At 46.0% G+C, this 17,098-nt stretch carries 17 protein-coding genes; 15 read left to right on the top strand and 2 right to left on the bottom strand.

The genetic code is table 11. The features are described 5' to 3' along the window. Positions 1-64 precede the first annotated feature (64 nt). The 14 genes from G4O42_RS11945 to G4O42_RS11880 all read left to right on the top strand — a co-directional run bounded on the left by G4O42_RS11945 (position 65) and on the right by G4O42_RS11880 (position 13,827). On the top strand, positions 65-475 hold the full coding sequence (locus G4O42_RS11945) for a cytidine deaminase (protein WP_003152976.1): 411 nt from the start codon (positions 65-67) through the stop codon (positions 473-475). Continuing rightward, a complete protein-coding gene (era, locus tag G4O42_RS11940) occupies positions 456-1,361 on the top strand; it encodes a GTPase Era (protein WP_007408285.1) in 906 nt (301 codons plus the stop codon). Before G4O42_RS11945 ends, era begins: the two co-directional genes overlap by 20 nt. A gap of 155 nt (positions 1,362-1,516) precedes the next feature. After that, positions 1,517-1,660 carry a YqzL family protein gene (locus G4O42_RS11935; RefSeq protein WP_007408286.1) on the top strand — a complete coding sequence of 48 codons (144 nt, stop codon included), beginning with the start codon at positions 1,517-1,519 and terminating at the stop codon, positions 1,658-1,660. A gap of 36 nt (positions 1,661-1,696) precedes the next feature. Beyond that, positions 1,697-2,464 (top strand): DNA repair protein RecO, encoded by a 768-nt coding sequence (recO, locus tag G4O42_RS11930; protein ID WP_007408287.1) that lies wholly within the window; start codon positions 1,697-1,699, stop codon positions 2,462-2,464. Between the two features lie 301 nt (positions 2,465-2,765). Beyond that, entirely contained in the window at positions 2,766-3,653 is an 888-nt protein-coding gene (gene glyQ / locus G4O42_RS11925) for a glycine--tRNA ligase subunit alpha (protein ID WP_003152984.1), read from the top strand. Beyond that, entirely contained in the window at positions 3,646-5,685 is a 2,040-nt protein-coding gene (gene glyS / locus G4O42_RS11920; RefSeq protein WP_032873973.1) for a glycine--tRNA ligase subunit beta, read from the top strand. Before glyQ ends, glyS begins: the two co-directional genes overlap by 8 nt. A gap of 100 nt (positions 5,686-5,785) precedes the next feature. Further along, entirely contained in the window at positions 5,786-6,424 is a 639-nt protein-coding gene (ccpN, locus tag G4O42_RS11915) for a transcriptional regulator CcpN (RefSeq protein ID WP_003152989.1), read from the top strand. 25 nt (positions 6,425-6,449) lie between these two features. Continuing rightward, on the top strand, positions 6,450-7,262 hold the full coding sequence (locus G4O42_RS11910) for a pyruvate, water dikinase regulatory protein (protein ID WP_003152991.1): 813 nt from the start codon (positions 6,450-6,452) through the stop codon (positions 7,260-7,262). Positions 7,263-7,517: 255 nt separating this feature from the next. Further along, on the top strand, positions 7,518-8,024 hold the full coding sequence (locus G4O42_RS11905; RefSeq protein ID WP_007612647.1) for a YaiI/YqxD family protein: 507 nt from the start codon (positions 7,518-7,520) through the stop codon (positions 8,022-8,024). A gap of 21 nt (positions 8,025-8,045) precedes the next feature. After that, positions 8,046-9,857 (top strand): DNA primase, encoded by a 1,812-nt coding sequence (dnaG, locus tag G4O42_RS11900; protein ID WP_032873975.1) that lies wholly within the window; start codon positions 8,046-8,048, stop codon positions 9,855-9,857. Between the two features lie 192 nt (positions 9,858-10,049). After that, positions 10,050-11,171: an RNA polymerase sigma factor RpoD gene (gene rpoD / locus G4O42_RS11895; RefSeq protein WP_003152998.1), complete on the top strand. Its 1,122-nt coding sequence runs from the start codon at positions 10,050-10,052 to the stop codon at positions 11,169-11,171. A gap of 349 nt (positions 11,172-11,520) precedes the next feature. Beyond that, positions 11,521-11,883, top strand: a complete 363-nt coding sequence (gene cccA / locus G4O42_RS11890; RefSeq protein WP_003152999.1) for a cytochrome c550 — start codon at positions 11,521-11,523, stop codon at positions 11,881-11,883. A gap of 125 nt (positions 11,884-12,008) precedes the next feature. Beyond that, on the top strand, positions 12,009-12,713 hold the full coding sequence (locus tag G4O42_RS11885; RefSeq protein WP_032874147.1) for a tRNA (adenine(22)-N(1))-methyltransferase: 705 nt from the start codon (positions 12,009-12,011) through the stop codon (positions 12,711-12,713). Beyond that, the gene (locus tag G4O42_RS11880) at positions 12,706-13,827 is read left to right on the top strand and encodes a Nif3-like dinuclear metal center hexameric protein (RefSeq protein ID WP_032873977.1); all 1,122 of its coding nucleotides are present in this window, start codon (positions 12,706-12,708) and stop codon (positions 13,825-13,827) included. Before G4O42_RS11885 ends, G4O42_RS11880 begins: the two co-directional genes overlap by 8 nt. Before the next feature lie 21 nt (positions 13,828-13,848). On the opposite strand, the gene G4O42_RS11875 is transcribed toward G4O42_RS11880, so the two are convergent. Both G4O42_RS11875 and vrrA read right to left on the bottom strand, forming a co-directional pair. Beyond that, positions 13,849-14,793, bottom strand: coding sequence for a 4-hydroxy-3-methylbut-2-enyl diphosphate reductase (locus G4O42_RS11875; protein WP_021494325.1), 945 nt, complete (start codon positions 14,791-14,793; stop codon positions 13,849-13,851). 122 nt (positions 14,794-14,915) lie between these two features. Then, positions 14,916-15,611, bottom strand: coding sequence for a VrrA/YqfQ family protein (vrrA, locus tag G4O42_RS11870; RefSeq protein ID WP_032873979.1), 696 nt, complete (start codon positions 15,609-15,611; stop codon positions 14,916-14,918). Positions 15,612-15,776: 165 nt separating this feature from the next. On the opposite strand from vrrA, the gene G4O42_RS11865 reads away from it, so the two are divergent. Next, positions 15,777-17,093 carry a DEAD/DEAH box helicase gene (locus G4O42_RS11865; protein WP_032873981.1) on the top strand — a complete coding sequence of 439 codons (1,317 nt, stop codon included), beginning with the start codon at positions 15,777-15,779 and terminating at the stop codon, positions 17,091-17,093. Positions 17,094-17,098 lie beyond the last annotated feature (5 nt).

The raw sequence follows: 17,098 nt of genomic DNA, 5'->3' as shown, positions 1-17,098 counted from the left end.
TTATGTAAAATAAAAGTGACAGCGGTATCATACAGGATAAAGGTAAGAGAGGAATTAAGTACACATGAACAGACAAGAATTGATTGCAGAAGCATTAAAAGCGCGGGACACAGCGTATGTGCCGTATTCAAATTTCAGAGTGGGAGCCGCTCTTCTTACCAAAGACGGAAAAGTGTACAGAGGCTGCAACATTGAAAATGCGGCATACAGCATGTGCAACTGTGCTGAACGCACGGCGATATTCAAAGCTGTTTCCGAGGGGGATACGGAATTTGCGATGCTCGCCGTGGCTGCGGATACTCCGGGACCGGTTTCGCCGTGCGGAGCCTGCAGGCAAGTAATTTCCGAGCTGTGCTCAAAGGATATGCTTGTTATTCTGACCAACTTACAAGGACAAATAAAAGAAATGACTGCGGAAGAATTATTGCCGGGCGCATTTTCATCGGAGGATTTACATGACGAACGAAAGCTTTAAATCAGGATTTGTATCTATCATCGGAAGACCGAACGTAGGAAAGTCTACCTTTTTAAACAGGGTCATCGGTCAAAAGATCGCCATCATGAGCGACAAACCCCAGACGACAAGAAATAAAGTCCAAGGAGTGCTGACAACCGGCACGTCGCAGACCATTTTTATTGATACACCGGGCATTCACAAACCAAAGCACAAGCTTGGCGACTTTATGATGAAAGTGGCGCAGAATACGCTGAAAGAAGTTGACTTGGTGTTATTTATGATTAACGCCGAAGAAGGGTACGGAAAAGGCGACGAGTTTATCATTGAAAAGCTCGGACAGACGTCCACGCCGGTCTTTCTGATCGTAAACAAAATTGATAAGATCCACCCTGACCAGCTGCTTCTGTTAATTGATGAGTACCGTACGCGCTATCCGTTTAAGGAAATCGTGCCGATCTCAGCTTTGGAAGGGAACAACGTCGAAACCCTTCTCGCGCAGATTGAAGCGTATTTACCGGAAGGGCCTCAGTTCTATCCGAGCGATCAGGTGACTGACCATCCCGAGCGGTTCATTATTTCTGAACTGATCAGGGAAAAGGTGCTCCATCTGACAAGGGAAGAAGTGCCGCACAGCATCGCTGTCGCCATCGAGTCCATTAAAGGGCAGGAAAACGGCTCCGTCCATGTCGCCGCCACCATTGTGGTCGAGCGGGATTCTCAAAAAGGCATTGTCATCGGCAAAAAAGGAGCGCTTCTGAAAGAAGTCGGCAAAAGAGCGCGGGCTGATATTGAAGCTCTTTTGGGCTCACGCGTTTACCTGGAATTATGGGTGAAGGTGCAGAAGGACTGGCGGAATAAAATGTCTCAGCTGCGTGATTTCGGCTTTAAAGAGGATGAATATTAATTCATCTAAGGCGCATGCCTGAGGTGTGAGATTACCTCACAGAAGCAGGGATTCGTTAGCAAAATTTGTTTAACATGAAAAGGAGGACATCAGGTCAAGATAAGGGTAAGAATTTGGATTGCAAAGCTAGTTTAATGATGAAAGGTGGGTTTTTTGTGTTGAATTTTACCTGGAACGTATTTTCTCAAACAGGAAGTGTTGATACGTACCTTCTTTTTAAAGAACTGGAAAAAGAGAACCTGGAAAGACCCGAAGAACCGGAAGATGAGCTAGCCCGAATTGATTTTCCAATTTTGTAAACCTCTTGGCCCCTCCCGTTGTTGGAAGGTGCGGAAATGCTGACTAAATGTGAAGGAATCGTGCTCCGTACGAATGACTACGGGGAGACGAATAAAATCGTGACATTGCTGACGAGGGAACACGGCAAAATCGGCGTCATGGCAAGGGGCGCCAGGAAGTCAGCCAGCCGGCTGTCAGCAGTCAGCCAGCCGTTTTTGTACGGGTCATTTTTAATGCAAAGAACATCCGGACTCGGCACGCTCCAGCAGGGTGAAATGATTCTCAGCATGAGAACGATCAGAGAAGATTTATTTTTGACGGCGTATGCCGCTTTTATCGCTGAACTCACTGACAAAGGAACGGAAGAGAAGAAACCGAACCCCTATTTATTCGAATTGATTCTCGAATCCTTTAAGAGGCTGAATGACGGGACTGACCCGGACGTGATCACCTTCATCGTGCAGATGAAAATGCTCGGCGTCATGGGGCTGTATCCGGAGCTGAATCATTGTGTCCACTGCAAAAGCGGGGAAGGGACGTTTCATTTTTCGATAAGAGATAACGGGTTTATCTGCCACCGCTGCTTTGAAAAGGATCCGTACAGAGTTCCGATTTCGCCGCAAACGGCAAGGCTGCTAAGGCTTTTTTATTACTTTGATATCGGAAGGCTCGGCAGCGTCTCGTTAAAACAGGAAACCAAAAACGAAATTAAACGGGTCATTGATCTGTATTACGAGGAATATTCAGGACTTTATTTAAAGTCAAAACGGTTTTTAGATCAGATGGAAAGCATGAAGAACCTTTTGGATGAAAACAAAAGTTGACATTCTGCCCATCTTTTTATATGATCATTTATTATAAAATATGTTGCAGTGACAGAAAGAAGTACTTGCGTCCAACTCATACAAGCGACCTTAGGGCAGTGTAAGCTAAGGATGAGCGCGCAACGAAAGGCATTCTCGAGCAACCCTTTAAAAAGAGGCTGAGTGATTCACATCCTCAGCAACTAGGGTGGAACCGCGGGAGAACTCTCGTCCCTATGTTTGCGGCCGGCAAGCATAGAGACGGGAGTTTTTTGGTTGCCGCCGCACTTGTAAAAGAATGGAGAAAGTGGAGGTGCTTGAAATGAACATTCAAGATATGATTTTAACCTTGCAGAAGCACTGGTCGAATGAAGGCTGTGTGCTCATGCAGTCGTATGATGTGGAGAAAGGCGCAGGCACAATGAGCCCGTATACATTTTTACGAAGCATCGGGCCGGAACCGTGGAGAGTGGCTTACGTTGAGCCGTCCAGACGGCCTGCGGACGGACGGTACGGTGAAAACCCGAACAGGCTCTATCAGCATCACCAATTCCAAGTCATTATCAAGCCGTCGCCTGATAACATTCAAGAGCTTTACCTTGATTCATTGCGTGCGCTCGGCATTGACCCGCTTGAACATGATATCCGTTTCGTAGAAGACAACTGGGAAAACCCGTCTTTAGGCTGTGCAGGTCTCGGCTGGGAAGTATGGCTTGACGGGATGGAAATTACTCAGTTTACATACTTCCAGCAGGTGGGCGGAATTGAATGTAAACCGGTATCCGTTGAGATCACATATGGTATTGAACGTCTCGCGTCATATATTCAGGATAAAGAAAACGTCTTTGATCTTGAATGGACGTCAGGATTTACTGTGAAAGATTTATTTATGATGGCTGAATATGAGCATTCCGTTTATACTTTTGAAACATCTGACGTGGATATGCTTTTCCATTTGTTCAGCACCTATGAAAAAGAAGCGATCAGACAAATGGATAACGGGCTCGTGCATCCGGCCTATGATTATGTGCTGAAATGCTCTCACACATTTAATCTGCTCGATGCAAAAGGCGCGATCTCGGTGACAGAGCGGACGGGTTATATCGGCCGTGTCCGCAACTTAGCGAGAAAAGTGGCAAAAACGTATTATGAAGAACGGGAAAAATTAGGGTTCCCAATGCTTAAAGAGGAGGGCTCTTCCCATGAGTAAACAAGACTTGCTTTTAGAGATCGGACTCGAGGAAATGCCGGCGCGGTTTTTACATGACAGCATGGTGCAGCTCGGTGAAAAGCTGACCGGCTGGCTGGCTGAAAAAAATATCGCCCACGGCGAAGTGAAACTTTTTAATACGCCGAGACGTCTGGCAGTATATATAAAAGACGTAGCAGAAAAACAGGCTGATATTCAGGAAGAAGCAAAAGGCCCGGCGAAAAAAATCGCTCAGGATGCTGACGGAAACTGGACAAAAGCCGCTATCGGATTTTCAAAAGGCCAAGGCGCCGAAGTGGATGACCTGTATATAAAAGATGTAAACGGCACGGAATATGTCTTCGTTCAAAAATTCCAGGCGGGACAAGAGACGAAGACACTTTTACCGCAGCTGGAAAATTTGATTGCCGGAATGCATTTTCCGAAAAACATGCGCTGGGGCACGCAGGATCTGCGCTATATCCGTCCGATCAAATGGATTGCCGCTCTCTTTGGGAAAGACGTCATCCCGTTTGAAATCACAAATGTCGAGACGGGCCGGCACACGCAGGGACACCGCTTTCTCGGCCAAGAAGTATCTGTTGATGCACCGGCATCATACGAAAAGCTGCTGAAAGAACAAAGCGTCATTGCTGACCCGAAAGAACGCAAACAAATGATCCAAAGCCAGCTGGACGCGCTTGCGGCCGAGAAGAAATGGAATATTCCGATCGATGAGGACCTGCTGAACGAAGTCAACCATCTGGTGGAATACCCGACAGCGCTTTACGGATCTTTTGAATCCGAATTTCTTTCTATCCCTGAAGAAGTGCTTGTAACAACAATGAAAGAGCATCAGCGCTACTTCCCGGTAAAAGATGAAAACGGAAATCTGCTGCCTCATTTTATTACGGTAAGAAACGGGAACAGCCATGCAATTGAAAATGTTGCCCGCGGAAACGAGAAAGTGCTGAGAGCAAGGCTTTCAGATGCTGCGTTCTTCTACAAAGAAGACCAAAAGCTGAACATTGATGAAAACGTGAAGAAACTGGAAAATATCGTTTTCCATGAAGAGCTCGGCTCCCTTGGAGATAAAGTAAGAAGAGTGGCCGCCATTGCGGGCAAACTTGCCGTCCGCCTGAAAGCGGATGAACAGACGCAAAAACTTGTGAAGCGCGCCGCAGAAATTTCTAAATTTGACCTGGTTACACATATGATCTATGAGTTCCCTGAGCTTCAAGGCGTAATGGGAGAAAAATATGCGCGCATGCTCGGTGAAGATGATGCCGTCGCTGCCGCTGTCAATGAGCACTATATGCCGAGAGCGGCCGGGGGAGAAGTGCCTTCAACCTTTACCGGCGCGGTCGTGGCTTTAGCTGATAAACTGGACACGATTGCTTCCTTCTTCAGCATTGACGTAATTCCGACAGGTTCTCAGGATCCGTACGGATTGCGCCGTCAGGCAAGCGGCATCGTTTCCATTCTGATCGACCGCAATTGGAGCATTTCGTTTAAAGAGCTGCTGTCATTGACAGAAACGGAAAAAGAAAATGAGCTCCTCGATTTCTTTACACAGCGTCTGAAATACGTCTTAAACGCTGAAGACATCCGTCATGACGTTATTGAAGCCGTTCTGGACAGCACAGAGCTTGAGCCGTATGCAGCCGTTCATAAGGCAAGAGTGCTTGAGAAGCACCTTGGCACACCCGGCTTTAAAGAAACGGCTGAATCACTCGGCCGGGTCATCTCCATCAGCAAAAAAGGCGAGAGCCGCGATGTCAAGCCGGATCTGTTTGAAAATGAACAGGAGAAAAAGCTGTTTGACGCTTATCAAAAAACAAAAGACAGTGTCGGGGAAAGCTTTGCCTCCAAAAACTATGAACAGGCGCTTGCCGTGCTCAGCGGATTAAAGGAGCCGATCGAAGACTACTTTAATCACACGATGGTAAATGCGGACGATGAAACATTAAAAACCAACCGTTTAGCGCAAATGACCGCTCTTGCAGATGTGATCAAGTCTTTTGCTAATATGAATCATCTTATTGTAAAATAAAGAAAAAGACGGTTGCTGTGTGATCGGCAATCGTCTTTTCCCCTTTTACATAAACATCACAGAATGAAAACATAGATAAAGAAACCCTTCCATAAAGGTGGTGAGTACGATCGAATTAAATAAACGGCAAGAACAAATTTTACAGATTGTAAAGGAAAACGGCCCGATTACCGGAGAGCATATCGCAGAACAGCTCAATTTAACGAGGGCCACGCTGCGGCCGGACTTGGCCATACTCACCATGTCAGGCTTCTTAGAGGCCCGTCCGCGGGTCGGTTATTTTTATACGGGGAAAACGGGAAATCAGCTGCTTGCGGATAAACTGAAAAAGCTGCAAGTGAAAGATTTTCAATCGATCCCTGTTGTCATCAATGAGAATGTCTCGGTATACGATGCCATCTGCACCATGTTTTTAGAAGATGTCGGCACGTTATTTGTCGTAGATCGTGATGCTGTCTTAGTCGGTGTGCTGTCACGCAAAGATTTGCTGCGGGCGAGCATCGGCCAGCAGGAACTTGCCTCAATACCGGTTCATATTATCATGACAAGAATGCCGAATATCGCCGTCTGCCGGCGTGACGATTATGTGATGGACATCGCCAAGTATTTAATTGAAAAACAGATCGATGCCCTGCCCGTTATTAAAGATACGGATAAAGGCTTTGAGGTCATCGGCCGGTTTACCAAAACGAATATGACTAAGATACTTGTCAGTTTATCAGAAAATGAAATCATATAAGCTTGAAAACTAACGGGGGGATAACATGGACAATCGCATCATTTATGTAGTATCAGACTCAGTCGGAGAAACCGCCGAACTCGTTGTAAAAGCCTCGCTCAGCCAGTTTAACGGCTCAGCCGATGATACGCATATCAGAAGAATACCTTATGTGGAAGATATCGGCACCATTAATGAAGTCGTGTCTCTCGCCAAAGCGGACGGCGGCATTATTTGTTTTACGCTCGTTGTTCCTGAAATGCGCAAATACCTGGTTGAACAAGCGGAAAAAGCGAATGTGCTGTATTACGATATTATCGGTCCGCTCATCGATAAAATGGAATCGGCTTACGGTCTGACCGCCAAATATGAACCGGGCCGCGTCCGTCAGCTTGATGAAGATTATTTCAAAAAGGTCGAGGCGATTGAGTTTGCCGTCAAATATGACGATGGCAGAGATCCAAGAGGCATTTTAAAAGCCGATATCATCCTGCTCGGAGTATCCAGAACGTCTAAAACCCCATTATCACAATATCTTGCCCATAAGCGTCTGAAAGTGGCCAATGTGCCGATCGTTCCTGAGGTCGATCCGCCGGAAGAACTGTTCAGCGTTGATCCGAAAAAATGCATCGGCTTAAAAATCAGCCCTGATAAACTGAACCATATACGAAAAGAACGGTTAAAATCTCTCGGCTTAAATGACAAAGCCATTTACGCCAATATCAACAGAATTAAAGAAGAGCTGGAGTATTTTGAGAAAATCGTGGACCGGATCGGCTGCCAAGTCGTTGACGTTTCGAATAAAGCGGTCGAGGAAACAGCGAACATCATTCATCATCTCAAAACAAAGGGCCGATAACTCAGGACGCTTTATCCTGGGTTTTTGGGTATGCAAATAGGGAATAAACAAAAAGGATGGCATCTTCGCGAAGTTTGTATTATAATAAAAAATTGTGATAAAATGTTTATTTTTAGGTTTAAGCTTCGTGTGATACGAATAAACTATTATGGGTAAGATGTCAAGAATAACTCCCGGAAATTTTTCGACAAAGCTCAAAATAGATCCGCAGTCATGGAGCATATGCGATTTCGCTTGTTTTTATGCAGGAGATTGATGGAGGGATGGAGAATTAGTCTTCTAAATGAAAAAGAAAAGACGATTTTTGTCGATGCAGACGCATGCCCCGTAAAAGAGGAAATAATGCTCATTGCATCGCAATACAGCGTTCGGGTTATTTTCGTCGCATCATTTGAACACTACCAGCTTTCCAGAAGCAAAGACGAGAACTGGGTATACGTTGATCCTCATAAAGAAGCGGCAGATTTATATATCGCAAACCATGTGAGATCGGGAGACGTCGTAGTCACGCAGGATATCGGTTTAGCCTCTCTTTTGCTGAACAGAAATATTGCCGTCTTATCGGAAAGGGGCCGTTCTTATACTGAAGACACGATTGACTTCGCTCTGATGAGCCGTCATATGTCAGGCAAAATGAGAAGAAGCGGCATTCATTCCAAAGGACCTAAAAAATTAAATAAAGAAGATCGGAATCGATTTGTTACCCTGCTTAAAAAAATCCTGTCGAATGATGAAGGGATTTCAAATCAAAGCATCGAATAATGTACGACGGAGTGTTATAAGATGGGAAACCGCATACCAGATGAAGTAGTTAATCAGGTGCAGCAGTCAGCAGACATTGTTGAAGTCATAGGTGATTATGTCCAATTGAAAAAGCAAGGCCGCAACTACTTTGGGCTCTGTCCGTTTCACGGGGAAAACACGCCCTCGTTTTCCGTCTCCAGCGATAAGCAGATCTTTCATTGCTTCGGATGCGGTGCGGGCGGGAACGTTTTCTCTTTCTTACGGCAGATGGAAGGCTATTCATTTACGGAAGCTGTTTCTCACCTTGCGGATAAATATCAGATTGATTTCCCTGATGATATAACGATTCACTCTGCATCCAGGCCTGAATCTTCCGGAGAGCAGAAGATGGCGGAAGCCCACGAGCTTCTGAAGAAATTTTACCATCATTTGCTAATAAATACAAAGGAAGGCCAGGAAGCGTTAGATTACCTTTTATCAAGGGGTTTTACGAAAGAGCTCATAGATGAGTTTGAAATCGGCTACGCGCTGGATTCCTGGGATTTCATGACGAAATTCTTGAAAAAGCGCGGTTTTGAGGAAGAACTGATGGAAAAAGCGGGTCTGCTGATCAGAAGGGAAGACGGCAGCGGGTATTTTGACCGTTTCAGAAACAGAATTATGTTTCCCATTCATGATCACCACGGAGCCGTGGCGGCTTTTTCAGGAAGGGCGCTCGGAAGCCAGCAGCCGAAATATATGAACAGCCCGGAAACGCCGCTGTTTCATAAATCTAAGCTGCTGTATAACTTTCATAAGGCGCGCCTGCCGATCAGGAAAGAGGAGAGAGCCGTTCTGTTTGAAGGCTTCGCTGACGTCATATCCGCCGTCAGCTCAGGCGTAAAAGAAAGTATCGCCACAATGGGGACGTCGCTCACCGAAGAGCATGTGAAAATCCTCAGGAGAAATGTTCAGGAGGTCATTCTCTGCTACGATTCGGATAAAGCCGGGTACGAAGCTACGCTGAAAGCGGCCGGCCTGCTCCAGAAAGCCGATTGTAAGGTAAGAGTAAGCATGCTGCCTGACGGGCTTGATCCTGATGATTATATCAGAACCCGGGGCGGAGAAAAATTCCGGACCGAAATCATTGATGCAAGCGTTACGGTCATGGCTTTTAAAATGCAGTATTTCCGCAAAGGGAAAAACTTATCTGACGAAGGAGACCGGCTCGCTTACATGAAAGAGGTGCTGAAAGAAATCAGCGCTCTTTCCGGGTCGCTTGAGCAGGAAATGTATGTGAAGCAGCTCGCCTCGGAATTTTCTCTTTCGGTAGAATCTTTGACGGAACAGCTTTCCATCTACGCCAGACAAAACGCCCCCGGCGACAAAAACGCCGAACCGCAGACAAGACGGGCCCGGGTGACGACAAAAGCGAAACGGCGCCGTCTCCGTCCCGCCTATGAGAACGCGGAAAGACTTCTGCTCGCTCATATGCTGAGAGACCGAAACGTCATAAAGAAAGTGATTGAGCGTGTCGGCTTTGAATTTAACATTGACGGACATCGTGCGCTGGCAGCATACCTGTACGCTGTTTATGAAGAGGGCGCTGACATGACGCCGCAGCATCTTATGGCGAGAATGCAGGATGAGGAAATCAGCCAGCTGCTTTCAGATATAGGGATGCTCCAAGTAAACGAGGAGCTCTCAGAGGCCGAGTTATCCGATTACGTAAAAAAAGTGTTGGATCACCGAAAATGGTCAATGATAAAGGAAAAAGAAGCAGAAAGAGCGGATGCGGAGAGGCAGAAAGACTTCGTGAAAGCTGCGTCTCTGGCTCAAGAAATTGTTGCATTGAACCGATCATTAAAGTAACACCAAAAAGAGGCTTGCGTTCTGATTGGCAATGATTCCTTGCGGAGGAGCAAATAGATCGCTTAACCTCATCATGAATTGTCATTTATTATCCGCAGCCCTGCATGCTGAAAAAGAGAGAAGGCTTCCGGGGCGGATAAGAAACATACCGCTTTTAGAATTCGTTGCAAGCTTTGGAAGGAGGGATCCATAATGGCTGATAAACAAACCCACGAAACAGAAACAGAACTTACATTAGACCAGGTAAAAGAGCAGCTTACTGAAACTGGAAAAAAACGTGGCGTTTTAACATATGAAGAAATTGCTGAACGCATGTCCAGCTTTGAAATTGAATCAGACCAAATGGATGAGTATTATGAATTTTTAGGAGAACAAGGTGTTGAATTAATTAGTGAAAATGAAGAAACGGAAGATCCTAATATTCAACAGCTTGCCAAAGCCGAAGAAGAATTTGACCTTAATGACCTCAGCGTACCGCCTGGTGTAAAGATCAATGATCCAGTCCGCATGTACCTTAAGGAAATCGGACGGGTAAATCTTCTTTCTGCTAAAGAAGAAATCACCTACGCTCAAAAAATTGAAGAGGGTGACGAGGAATCTAAACGCAGACTGGCTGAAGCAAACCTTCGTTTAGTTGTCAGCATTGCTAAACGGTATGTCGGCCGCGGCATGCTTTTCTTAGACTTGATCCAAGAAGGAAACATGGGTCTCATGAAAGCAGTCGAGAAGTTTGACTACCGTAAAGGATATAAATTCAGTACGTATGCGACTTGGTGGATCAGACAGGCGATTACACGCGCCATCGCTGACCAGGCGAGAACAATCCGTATCCCGGTTCACATGGTGGAAACCATCAACAAATTAATCCGGGTGCAGCGTCAGCTTCTTCAGGATCTTGGCAGAGAGCCGACACCGGAAGAGATTGCTGAAGACATGGATCTGACGCCTGAAAAAGTCCGTGAAATATTAAAAATTGCTCAAGAGCCTGTTTCTTTAGAAACGCCGATCGGTGAAGAAGACGATTCACATCTCGGTGACTTCATCGAAGACCAGGAAGCGACATCTCCGTCGGATCATGCGGCATATGAGCTTTTAAAAGAACAGCTGGAAGATGTGCTGGATACGTTGACAGATCGTGAAGAAAACGTGCTGCGTCTCCGTTTCGGTCTGGATGACGGGCGCACAAGAACTTTGGAAGAAGTCGGCAAAGTGTTTGGAGTAACGAGAGAGCGTATTCGCCAAATTGAAGCAAAAGCGCTTCGCAAATTGAGACATCCGAGCAGAAGCAAACGTCTGAAGGATTTTCTCGAATAGAATGGAACGGGTCTTTTTGATCCGTTCTTTTTTATGTATAAGATATATGGATAATATACCTTTATTTTACTGGATAAGCATATGTTTTGCAAATGAGTTCGGAAAAAATGCGGCATGTCCTGAAAGGGGGAAAATGAGATAAGTTTATTTATATTCTTTATTGTAAGCGTATACAATTCATTATACAATAGAATAAAGATAATTTTGTGATAAACAAAACAGTTATTTTGCTTTTTGTATAAATTGTGAAATCAATGAAATTGCTGAGCAAGACCATTTACTTTTTGTAAAAATAAGTTAGAATTAGAAGTGTTTACATAGGGGGAGAATGAAAAAGGGGGATGGAGATATGAAGTGGAATCCGCTGATTCCTTTTTTGCTCATTGCAGTGCTGGGAATAGGGCTGACTTTCTTTTTAGCTGTAAAAGGCAATGGAGATGCGCATCAGATCGCAAGCGGCGGTGAAAGCAAAAATGCCGAGAAGGAAACTGCAAACGCTTCACCTGAAGAGATTTATAAAGCGAACTGCATCACATGTCACGGGGAAAACTATGAAGGTGTGTCAGGGCCGAACTTAAAAGGCGTCGGCAAAAGAAAAGATGTCGCTGAGATTAAAACAAAAATTGAAAAAGGCGGCAACGGGATGCCCGCGGGCCTTGTGCCGGCCGAAAAGCTGGATGACATGGCAAAATGGGTTTCTGACATTAAATAAAGCTTTACCGGTCCCTATATAAAAGACATATGAAAAACTCTATCCGCCGCTTGGATTCCGGGCGGTTTTTTTATATGATAGTAAAGGAAAAAGAACCTGAGAAAAGTTGTGATATTGTGAATGAAATGAAGTTATCTAAAAGATTGCAGTCTGTGGCGGAATATATCCCTCCGGGTGCCCTGGTTGCTGATATCGGGTCAGACCACGCGTATCTTCCTTGCTATGCCGTTTTGAATCATTTGGCAAGCCGGGCAATCGCCGGTGAAATTACAGACGGACCGTTTCTATCCGCCAAACAGCAGGTGGAAAAACTGGACTTAAGCACTCTTATCTCCGTAAGGAAAGGTGACGGGCTGAGCGTCCTTGAAAAAGGAGAAGCCGGCGCCATTACAATCGCTGGCATGGGCGGAGCGCTGATCGCTCATATTTTGGAGTCCGGAAAAACGAAATTGACGGGGCGTGAACGGCTGATTCTGCAGCCGAATATTCATGCCGTTCATATAAGAGAGTGGCTGTATCAGGAAGGCTATGAACTGCTTGATGAAGTGATTCTCGAGGAAGACGGAAAGTGTTATGAAATCCTCGTTGCGGAAACTGGCGACCGTGATGCGCCGTATCGGGACTTGCCGATGGCTGCCGGAATGCTTGCGGGTCCGTTTTTATTAAAAGAGAGGAATGAAGTGTTTCTTCGGAAATGGAGCCAGGAACTTAAGCATACTGAACAAATTTATGAACAGATCAGCCGCAGCGCAAAGCATGAAAATCATGAAAAATTAGCTGAATTGAAAGAGCGGATTTCTCTGCTGAAGGAGGTAATCGGACATGCCTAAACATGTGAACGGACAGGAAATCATCCAGCTGTTTGAACAATTTTCACCGAAGGCTTTTGCGGTGGAAGGAGATAAAATCGGTCTGCAGATCGGTACATTGAATAAGCCGGTGAAAAATGTCATGGTGACACTGGATGTTCTGGAAAAAACGGTAGATGAAGCCATTGAGAAAAAAGTTGACTTAATTATCGCCCACCACCCGCCGATTTTTCGGCCGCTTAAACAGATCACCACTGATCAGCCTGGCGGAAGACTGATTGAGAAATGTATAAAGCATGATATTGCTGTATATGCCGCTCATACGAATCTTGATGTAGCGGACGGCGGTGTGAACGATCTGCTTGCCGAAGCTCTCGGCCTGACAGACACAGAAGTGCTCGTCCCGACATATTCGGACCCGCTGAAAAAACTTGCCGTATATGTTCCGAAAGACTATGAAGAAGCTGTAAGAACTGCACTTGGCAACGCCGGAGCGGGACATATCGGCAATTACAGCCATTGCGCGTTCTCCTCTGAGGGAATCGGCAGCTTTAAGCCGCTGGACGGGGCAGAACCGTTTATCGGACAGACGGGAGAACTGGAGCTCGTCCATGAAGTGAGACTTGAGACCGTTTTTCCGGCAAGTATGGAGAGAACCGTCATAAAAGCGCTGAAAAAAAGCCATCCGTATGAAGAGGTGGCATATGATATTTATCCGGTGGAGCAGTCTCCGCTTGAAAAAGGACTCGGCCGCATCGGAAAACTTCAGCAAGACATGACGCTTGAAGAGTTTGCGCTGTTTGTGAAAGAAAAGTTTGACGTTAACGGAGTCCGGATGGTCGGAGAGCGAAACAGCAAGGTGAAAAAAGTCGCGGTTCTTGGCGGGGACGGAAATAAATATATTTATCAGGCAAAGCGGAAGGGTGCAGATGTTTACGTGACGGGCGATCTTTATTTCCATGTAGCGCATGATGCGATGATGATGGGATTAAACGTCGTAGACCCGGGGCATTATGCTGAAAAGATCATGAGAAAAGGCACGGCTGAGAAGCTTACGGCAATGGCCGGAGAGAAAAACTATGATGTGCGCATTTTCGCTTCCGAAACAGATACAAACCCATTTACTTTCTTATAAAAAAAACTGAGGCCCCGGGCCTCAGTTTTTTATTTTTACTTTCGGAAGGATTTTTTTAAGCGGCACACTGTGTTCAAGCTGCCATGTCGATTCATCGTTGTGGTCAAACTGCTCTAAAAAGCGGATGACTTCCTTTGTAATCGGTGTCGGTGTTGATGCGCCTGCGGTAACGGCGACGGTATTGACGTCTTTCAGCCATTCGAGCTTCAGTTCACTGATGTCTCCGATTCGGTAGGCTTTTGTTCCGGCGATTTCTTCTGACACTTGCGCCAGTCTGTTGGAGTTATTGCTTTTCGGATCACCGACAACAATGGTTAAGTCCGCTTTCTTTGCCTGCTCTGAGACAGCTTCTTGACGAACCTGTGTAGCCAGGCAGATTTCCTGATGATATTCCACGTGCGGGTACTTTTCTTGAACTGATTCCATAATATCATGGACGTCCCACTGGGACATGGTCGTTTGGTTTGTAACGATTAATTTCTCAGCCTGAATATCGAGGTTTCTCACGTCTTCCTCTGTTTCAACGAGATGAACGATTTCAGGAGCGACGCCGACGGCTCCCTCAGGCTCGGGGTGGCCTTTTTTACCGATGTATATGACGTGATAGCCTTCAGCTTTTACTTTTCGGATTAAGTCATGTGTTTTCGTGACGTCCGGGCATGTGGCGTCAATCGTAACAAGCCCTTTTTCCTCAGCGGCTTTTCTTACTTCGGGAGATACCCCGTGAGCCGTGAAAATAACGGTTCCTTTTTCCACCTGCTTTAAAATCTCCAGACGGTTTGTGCCGTCAAGCGTGTAAATGCCGTCTTCCTCAAACGCATCTGTGACATGCTTATTATGAACAATCATTCCCAGTATATATATAGGTCTTGGCAGTGTTTTATCGAGTGACGCGTTTTTGGCTATGACCATGGCATCAACAACGCCGTAACAGTAGCCGCGCGGCGATATTTTGATAACGTCCAATGTAGATGTCCTCCTATCAAAAGTGAGTGTAGAGGCAATATAAAAAGCCGTAGTTAAACGGCTCAAATCTTGCATTCTTCTGATCTCATTATAGCTAATCTTTCGTGAGATATCAAAGAATGTTAAATATATAATTTCGGCTTTGATCTGCCCGATGTTCTTTTTGGACGCGGCTGTTCCGCTGAGTCTGCCTGTGCGGCGTCTTTTTCTTTTGAAGCGGATGCTTTTTCAGACGTCTTCTTTGATGTTTTGGATGAGGCGTCTGATTTGTTTTCATCTTCTGTTTCATCTGTTTTTTCAGCTTCATCCTTTTTGTCCTGTTCGTCTGTTTCTTTCGTCTCGTCAGATTCATTCTCGTTATCACTGCTGCTTAATTGGCTGTAAAGCTTCATCATGGCGGGCAGACTCCGTACTAAAGGACCGTACTGCTGGATCATCGGCGTAACCTGCTGCGCCACGCCGAGCACCTTCTGAACGTTGCCGAGCATGCTCGACAGGGATGCCGGACTTGCCAGGTTCTGTATTCCCTGCAGTCCTGCACCTGCTCCTCCGCTGGCCGCCGCCGGTGCCGACGCGGCAGCGCTTCCTCCTCCTGAACCGGGTAAAAAACGGGAAAGCATCCCTTTTAAGCCCCCTCCGCCGCCCGTGCCTGCGTTTCTCAGGCCCGCTCCGGCCATCTGCTGCTGAGGGAAAAACTGCCGTCCCTGCTGCATCAGCTGCCGTCCCGGCAATGACGGTCTTCCTCCCATCATCATACGCGGATTCATAAACGGCCGGCCCTGCTGCGCCATATTTCTCATCGGCTGCTGTGGAAACATACTTGTACCTCCTTTCTGTCTCTCTGCTATTACAATATGCATCGGAGGGGGCATTTGCTTTTCTGTCTCGAAAACAGGATTCCCCCAAGACATGGTGTTTTTAAGTAAAATCGGTTATAATGTGATGATGGACACAGAATGTGCCGCTTTAAGGAGCTGGGAAAAATGAAAGAAACTAAATTTGATGGATACAACTTAAAACCGTTTATTATAGATGCAGTTCACCGCCTTGGTTTTTATGAACCGACAGATATTCAAAAGCGTCTGATACCTGCCGTACTGAAAAACGAAAGCGTGATCGGGCAGTCCCAGACGGGGACGGGGAAAACCCACGCCTATTTATTGCCTATTCTGAATCGGATTGATCCGGGTTCTGATACGGTACAGGCCGTTATCACGGCGCCGACGAGAGAACTTGCCAATCAGATTCATCAGGAAGCGCTCAAAATCACACAGGGTGCGGAAGATGAGCCGATCCGGACAAAATGCTTCATCGGCGGGACGGACAAGCAAAAATCAATTGATAAGCTGAAAACACAGCCTCATCTCGTCGTCGGAACGCCGGGCCGGATCGCGGATCTGATTAAGGCGCAGGCATTGAACGTCTATAAAGCGCAGTCTCTCGTCATTGACGAAGCTGATCTGATGCTTGATATGGGCTTTTTAGAAGACGTTGATTATATCGGATCGCGTATGCCGGAAGAACTGCAGATGCTTGTGTTCTCAGCTACGATTCCGGAAAAGCTGAAGCCGTTTTTGAAAAAGTATATGGAAAATCCGAAGTATGCGCATGTTGAGCCGAAAAGAATCACAGCCGAAAAGATTGAACATGTGTTGGTTCCTTCTAAACAGCGTGATAAAGACAAACTGCTTTTTGATATGATGTCTCATCTGAATCCTTATCTGGGCATTGTGTTTGCAAATACGAAAAACACGGCTGACCATATTGCGAAATACCTGACTGAAAAAGGAATGAGGGTCGGTCTTCTGCATGGGGGATTAACGCCGCGTGAGCGCAAAAAGGTAATGAAGCAGATTAATGATCTGGAGTTCACTTATGTCATTGCGACAGACCTTGCGGCTAGAGGAATTGACATTAAAGGCGTAAGCCACGTCATCAACTACGAGCTTCCGGACGATCTGGATTTTTATGTTCACCGCGTCGGGAGAACTGCACGCGCCGGTTCATCAGGCCAAGCACTGACCATTTATGAGCTTTCTGACGAAGATGCGCTCGTAAGACTCGAAAAGATGGGCATTGTGTTTGACTATGCGGAGCTTGTAAACGGCGAATGGAAGAAAGGCGATGACCGCCACCGCCGTAAAAATCGCAAAAAGACGACAAATGAGGCTGACCAAATTGCGAAACGCCTCGTGAAAAAGCCGAAAAAAGTAAAGCCGGGCTATAAAAAGAAAATGAGCTACGAAATGGAAAAAATTAAAAAGAAGCAGAGAAGAAACCAATCTAACAGAGGAAAGTAGGGGGA

It is taken from the genome of Bacillus sp. LUNF1, from assembly GCF_011008975.1.
In the GTDB taxonomy this organism is placed as follows: Bacteria; Bacillota; Bacilli; order Bacillales; family Bacillaceae; genus Bacillus; species Bacillus velezensis.
This window is presented reverse-complemented; position numbering and strand designations above follow the sequence as displayed.

Coding starts and splice junctions, on each gene's coding strand:
- G4O42_RS11945 (WP_003152976.1), top strand. CDS start 65: ATGAACAGACAAGAATTGATTGCAGAAGCATTAAAAGCGCGGGACACA.
- era (WP_007408285.1), top strand. CDS start 456: ATGACGAACGAAAGCTTTAAATCAGGATTTGTATCTATCATCGGAAGA.
- recO (WP_007408287.1), top strand. CDS start 1,697: ATGCTGACTAAATGTGAAGGAATCGTGCTCCGTACGAATGACTACGGG.
- glyQ (WP_003152984.1), top strand. CDS start 2,766: ATGAACATTCAAGATATGATTTTAACCTTGCAGAAGCACTGGTCGAAT.
- glyS (WP_032873973.1), top strand. CDS start 3,646: ATGAGTAAACAAGACTTGCTTTTAGAGATCGGACTCGAGGAAATGCCG.
- G4O42_RS11910 (WP_003152991.1), top strand. CDS start 6,450: ATGGACAATCGCATCATTTATGTAGTATCAGACTCAGTCGGAGAAACC.
- G4O42_RS11905 (WP_007612647.1), top strand. CDS start 7,518: ATGGAGGGATGGAGAATTAGTCTTCTAAATGAAAAAGAAAAGACGATT.
- dnaG (WP_032873975.1), top strand. CDS start 8,046: ATGGGAAACCGCATACCAGATGAAGTAGTTAATCAGGTGCAGCAGTCA.
- rpoD (WP_003152998.1), top strand. CDS start 10,050: ATGGCTGATAAACAAACCCACGAAACAGAAACAGAACTTACATTAGAC.
- cccA (WP_003152999.1), top strand. CDS start 11,521: ATGAAGTGGAATCCGCTGATTCCTTTTTTGCTCATTGCAGTGCTGGGA.
- G4O42_RS11885 (WP_032874147.1), top strand. CDS start 12,009: ATGAAGTTATCTAAAAGATTGCAGTCTGTGGCGGAATATATCCCTCCG.
- G4O42_RS11880 (WP_032873977.1), top strand. CDS start 12,706: ATGCCTAAACATGTGAACGGACAGGAAATCATCCAGCTGTTTGAACAA.
- vrrA (WP_032873979.1), bottom strand. CDS start 15,611: ATGTTTCCACAGCAGCCGATGAGAAATATGGCGCAGCAGGGCCGGCCG.
- G4O42_RS11865 (WP_032873981.1), top strand. CDS start 15,777: ATGAAAGAAACTAAATTTGATGGATACAACTTAAAACCGTTTATTATA.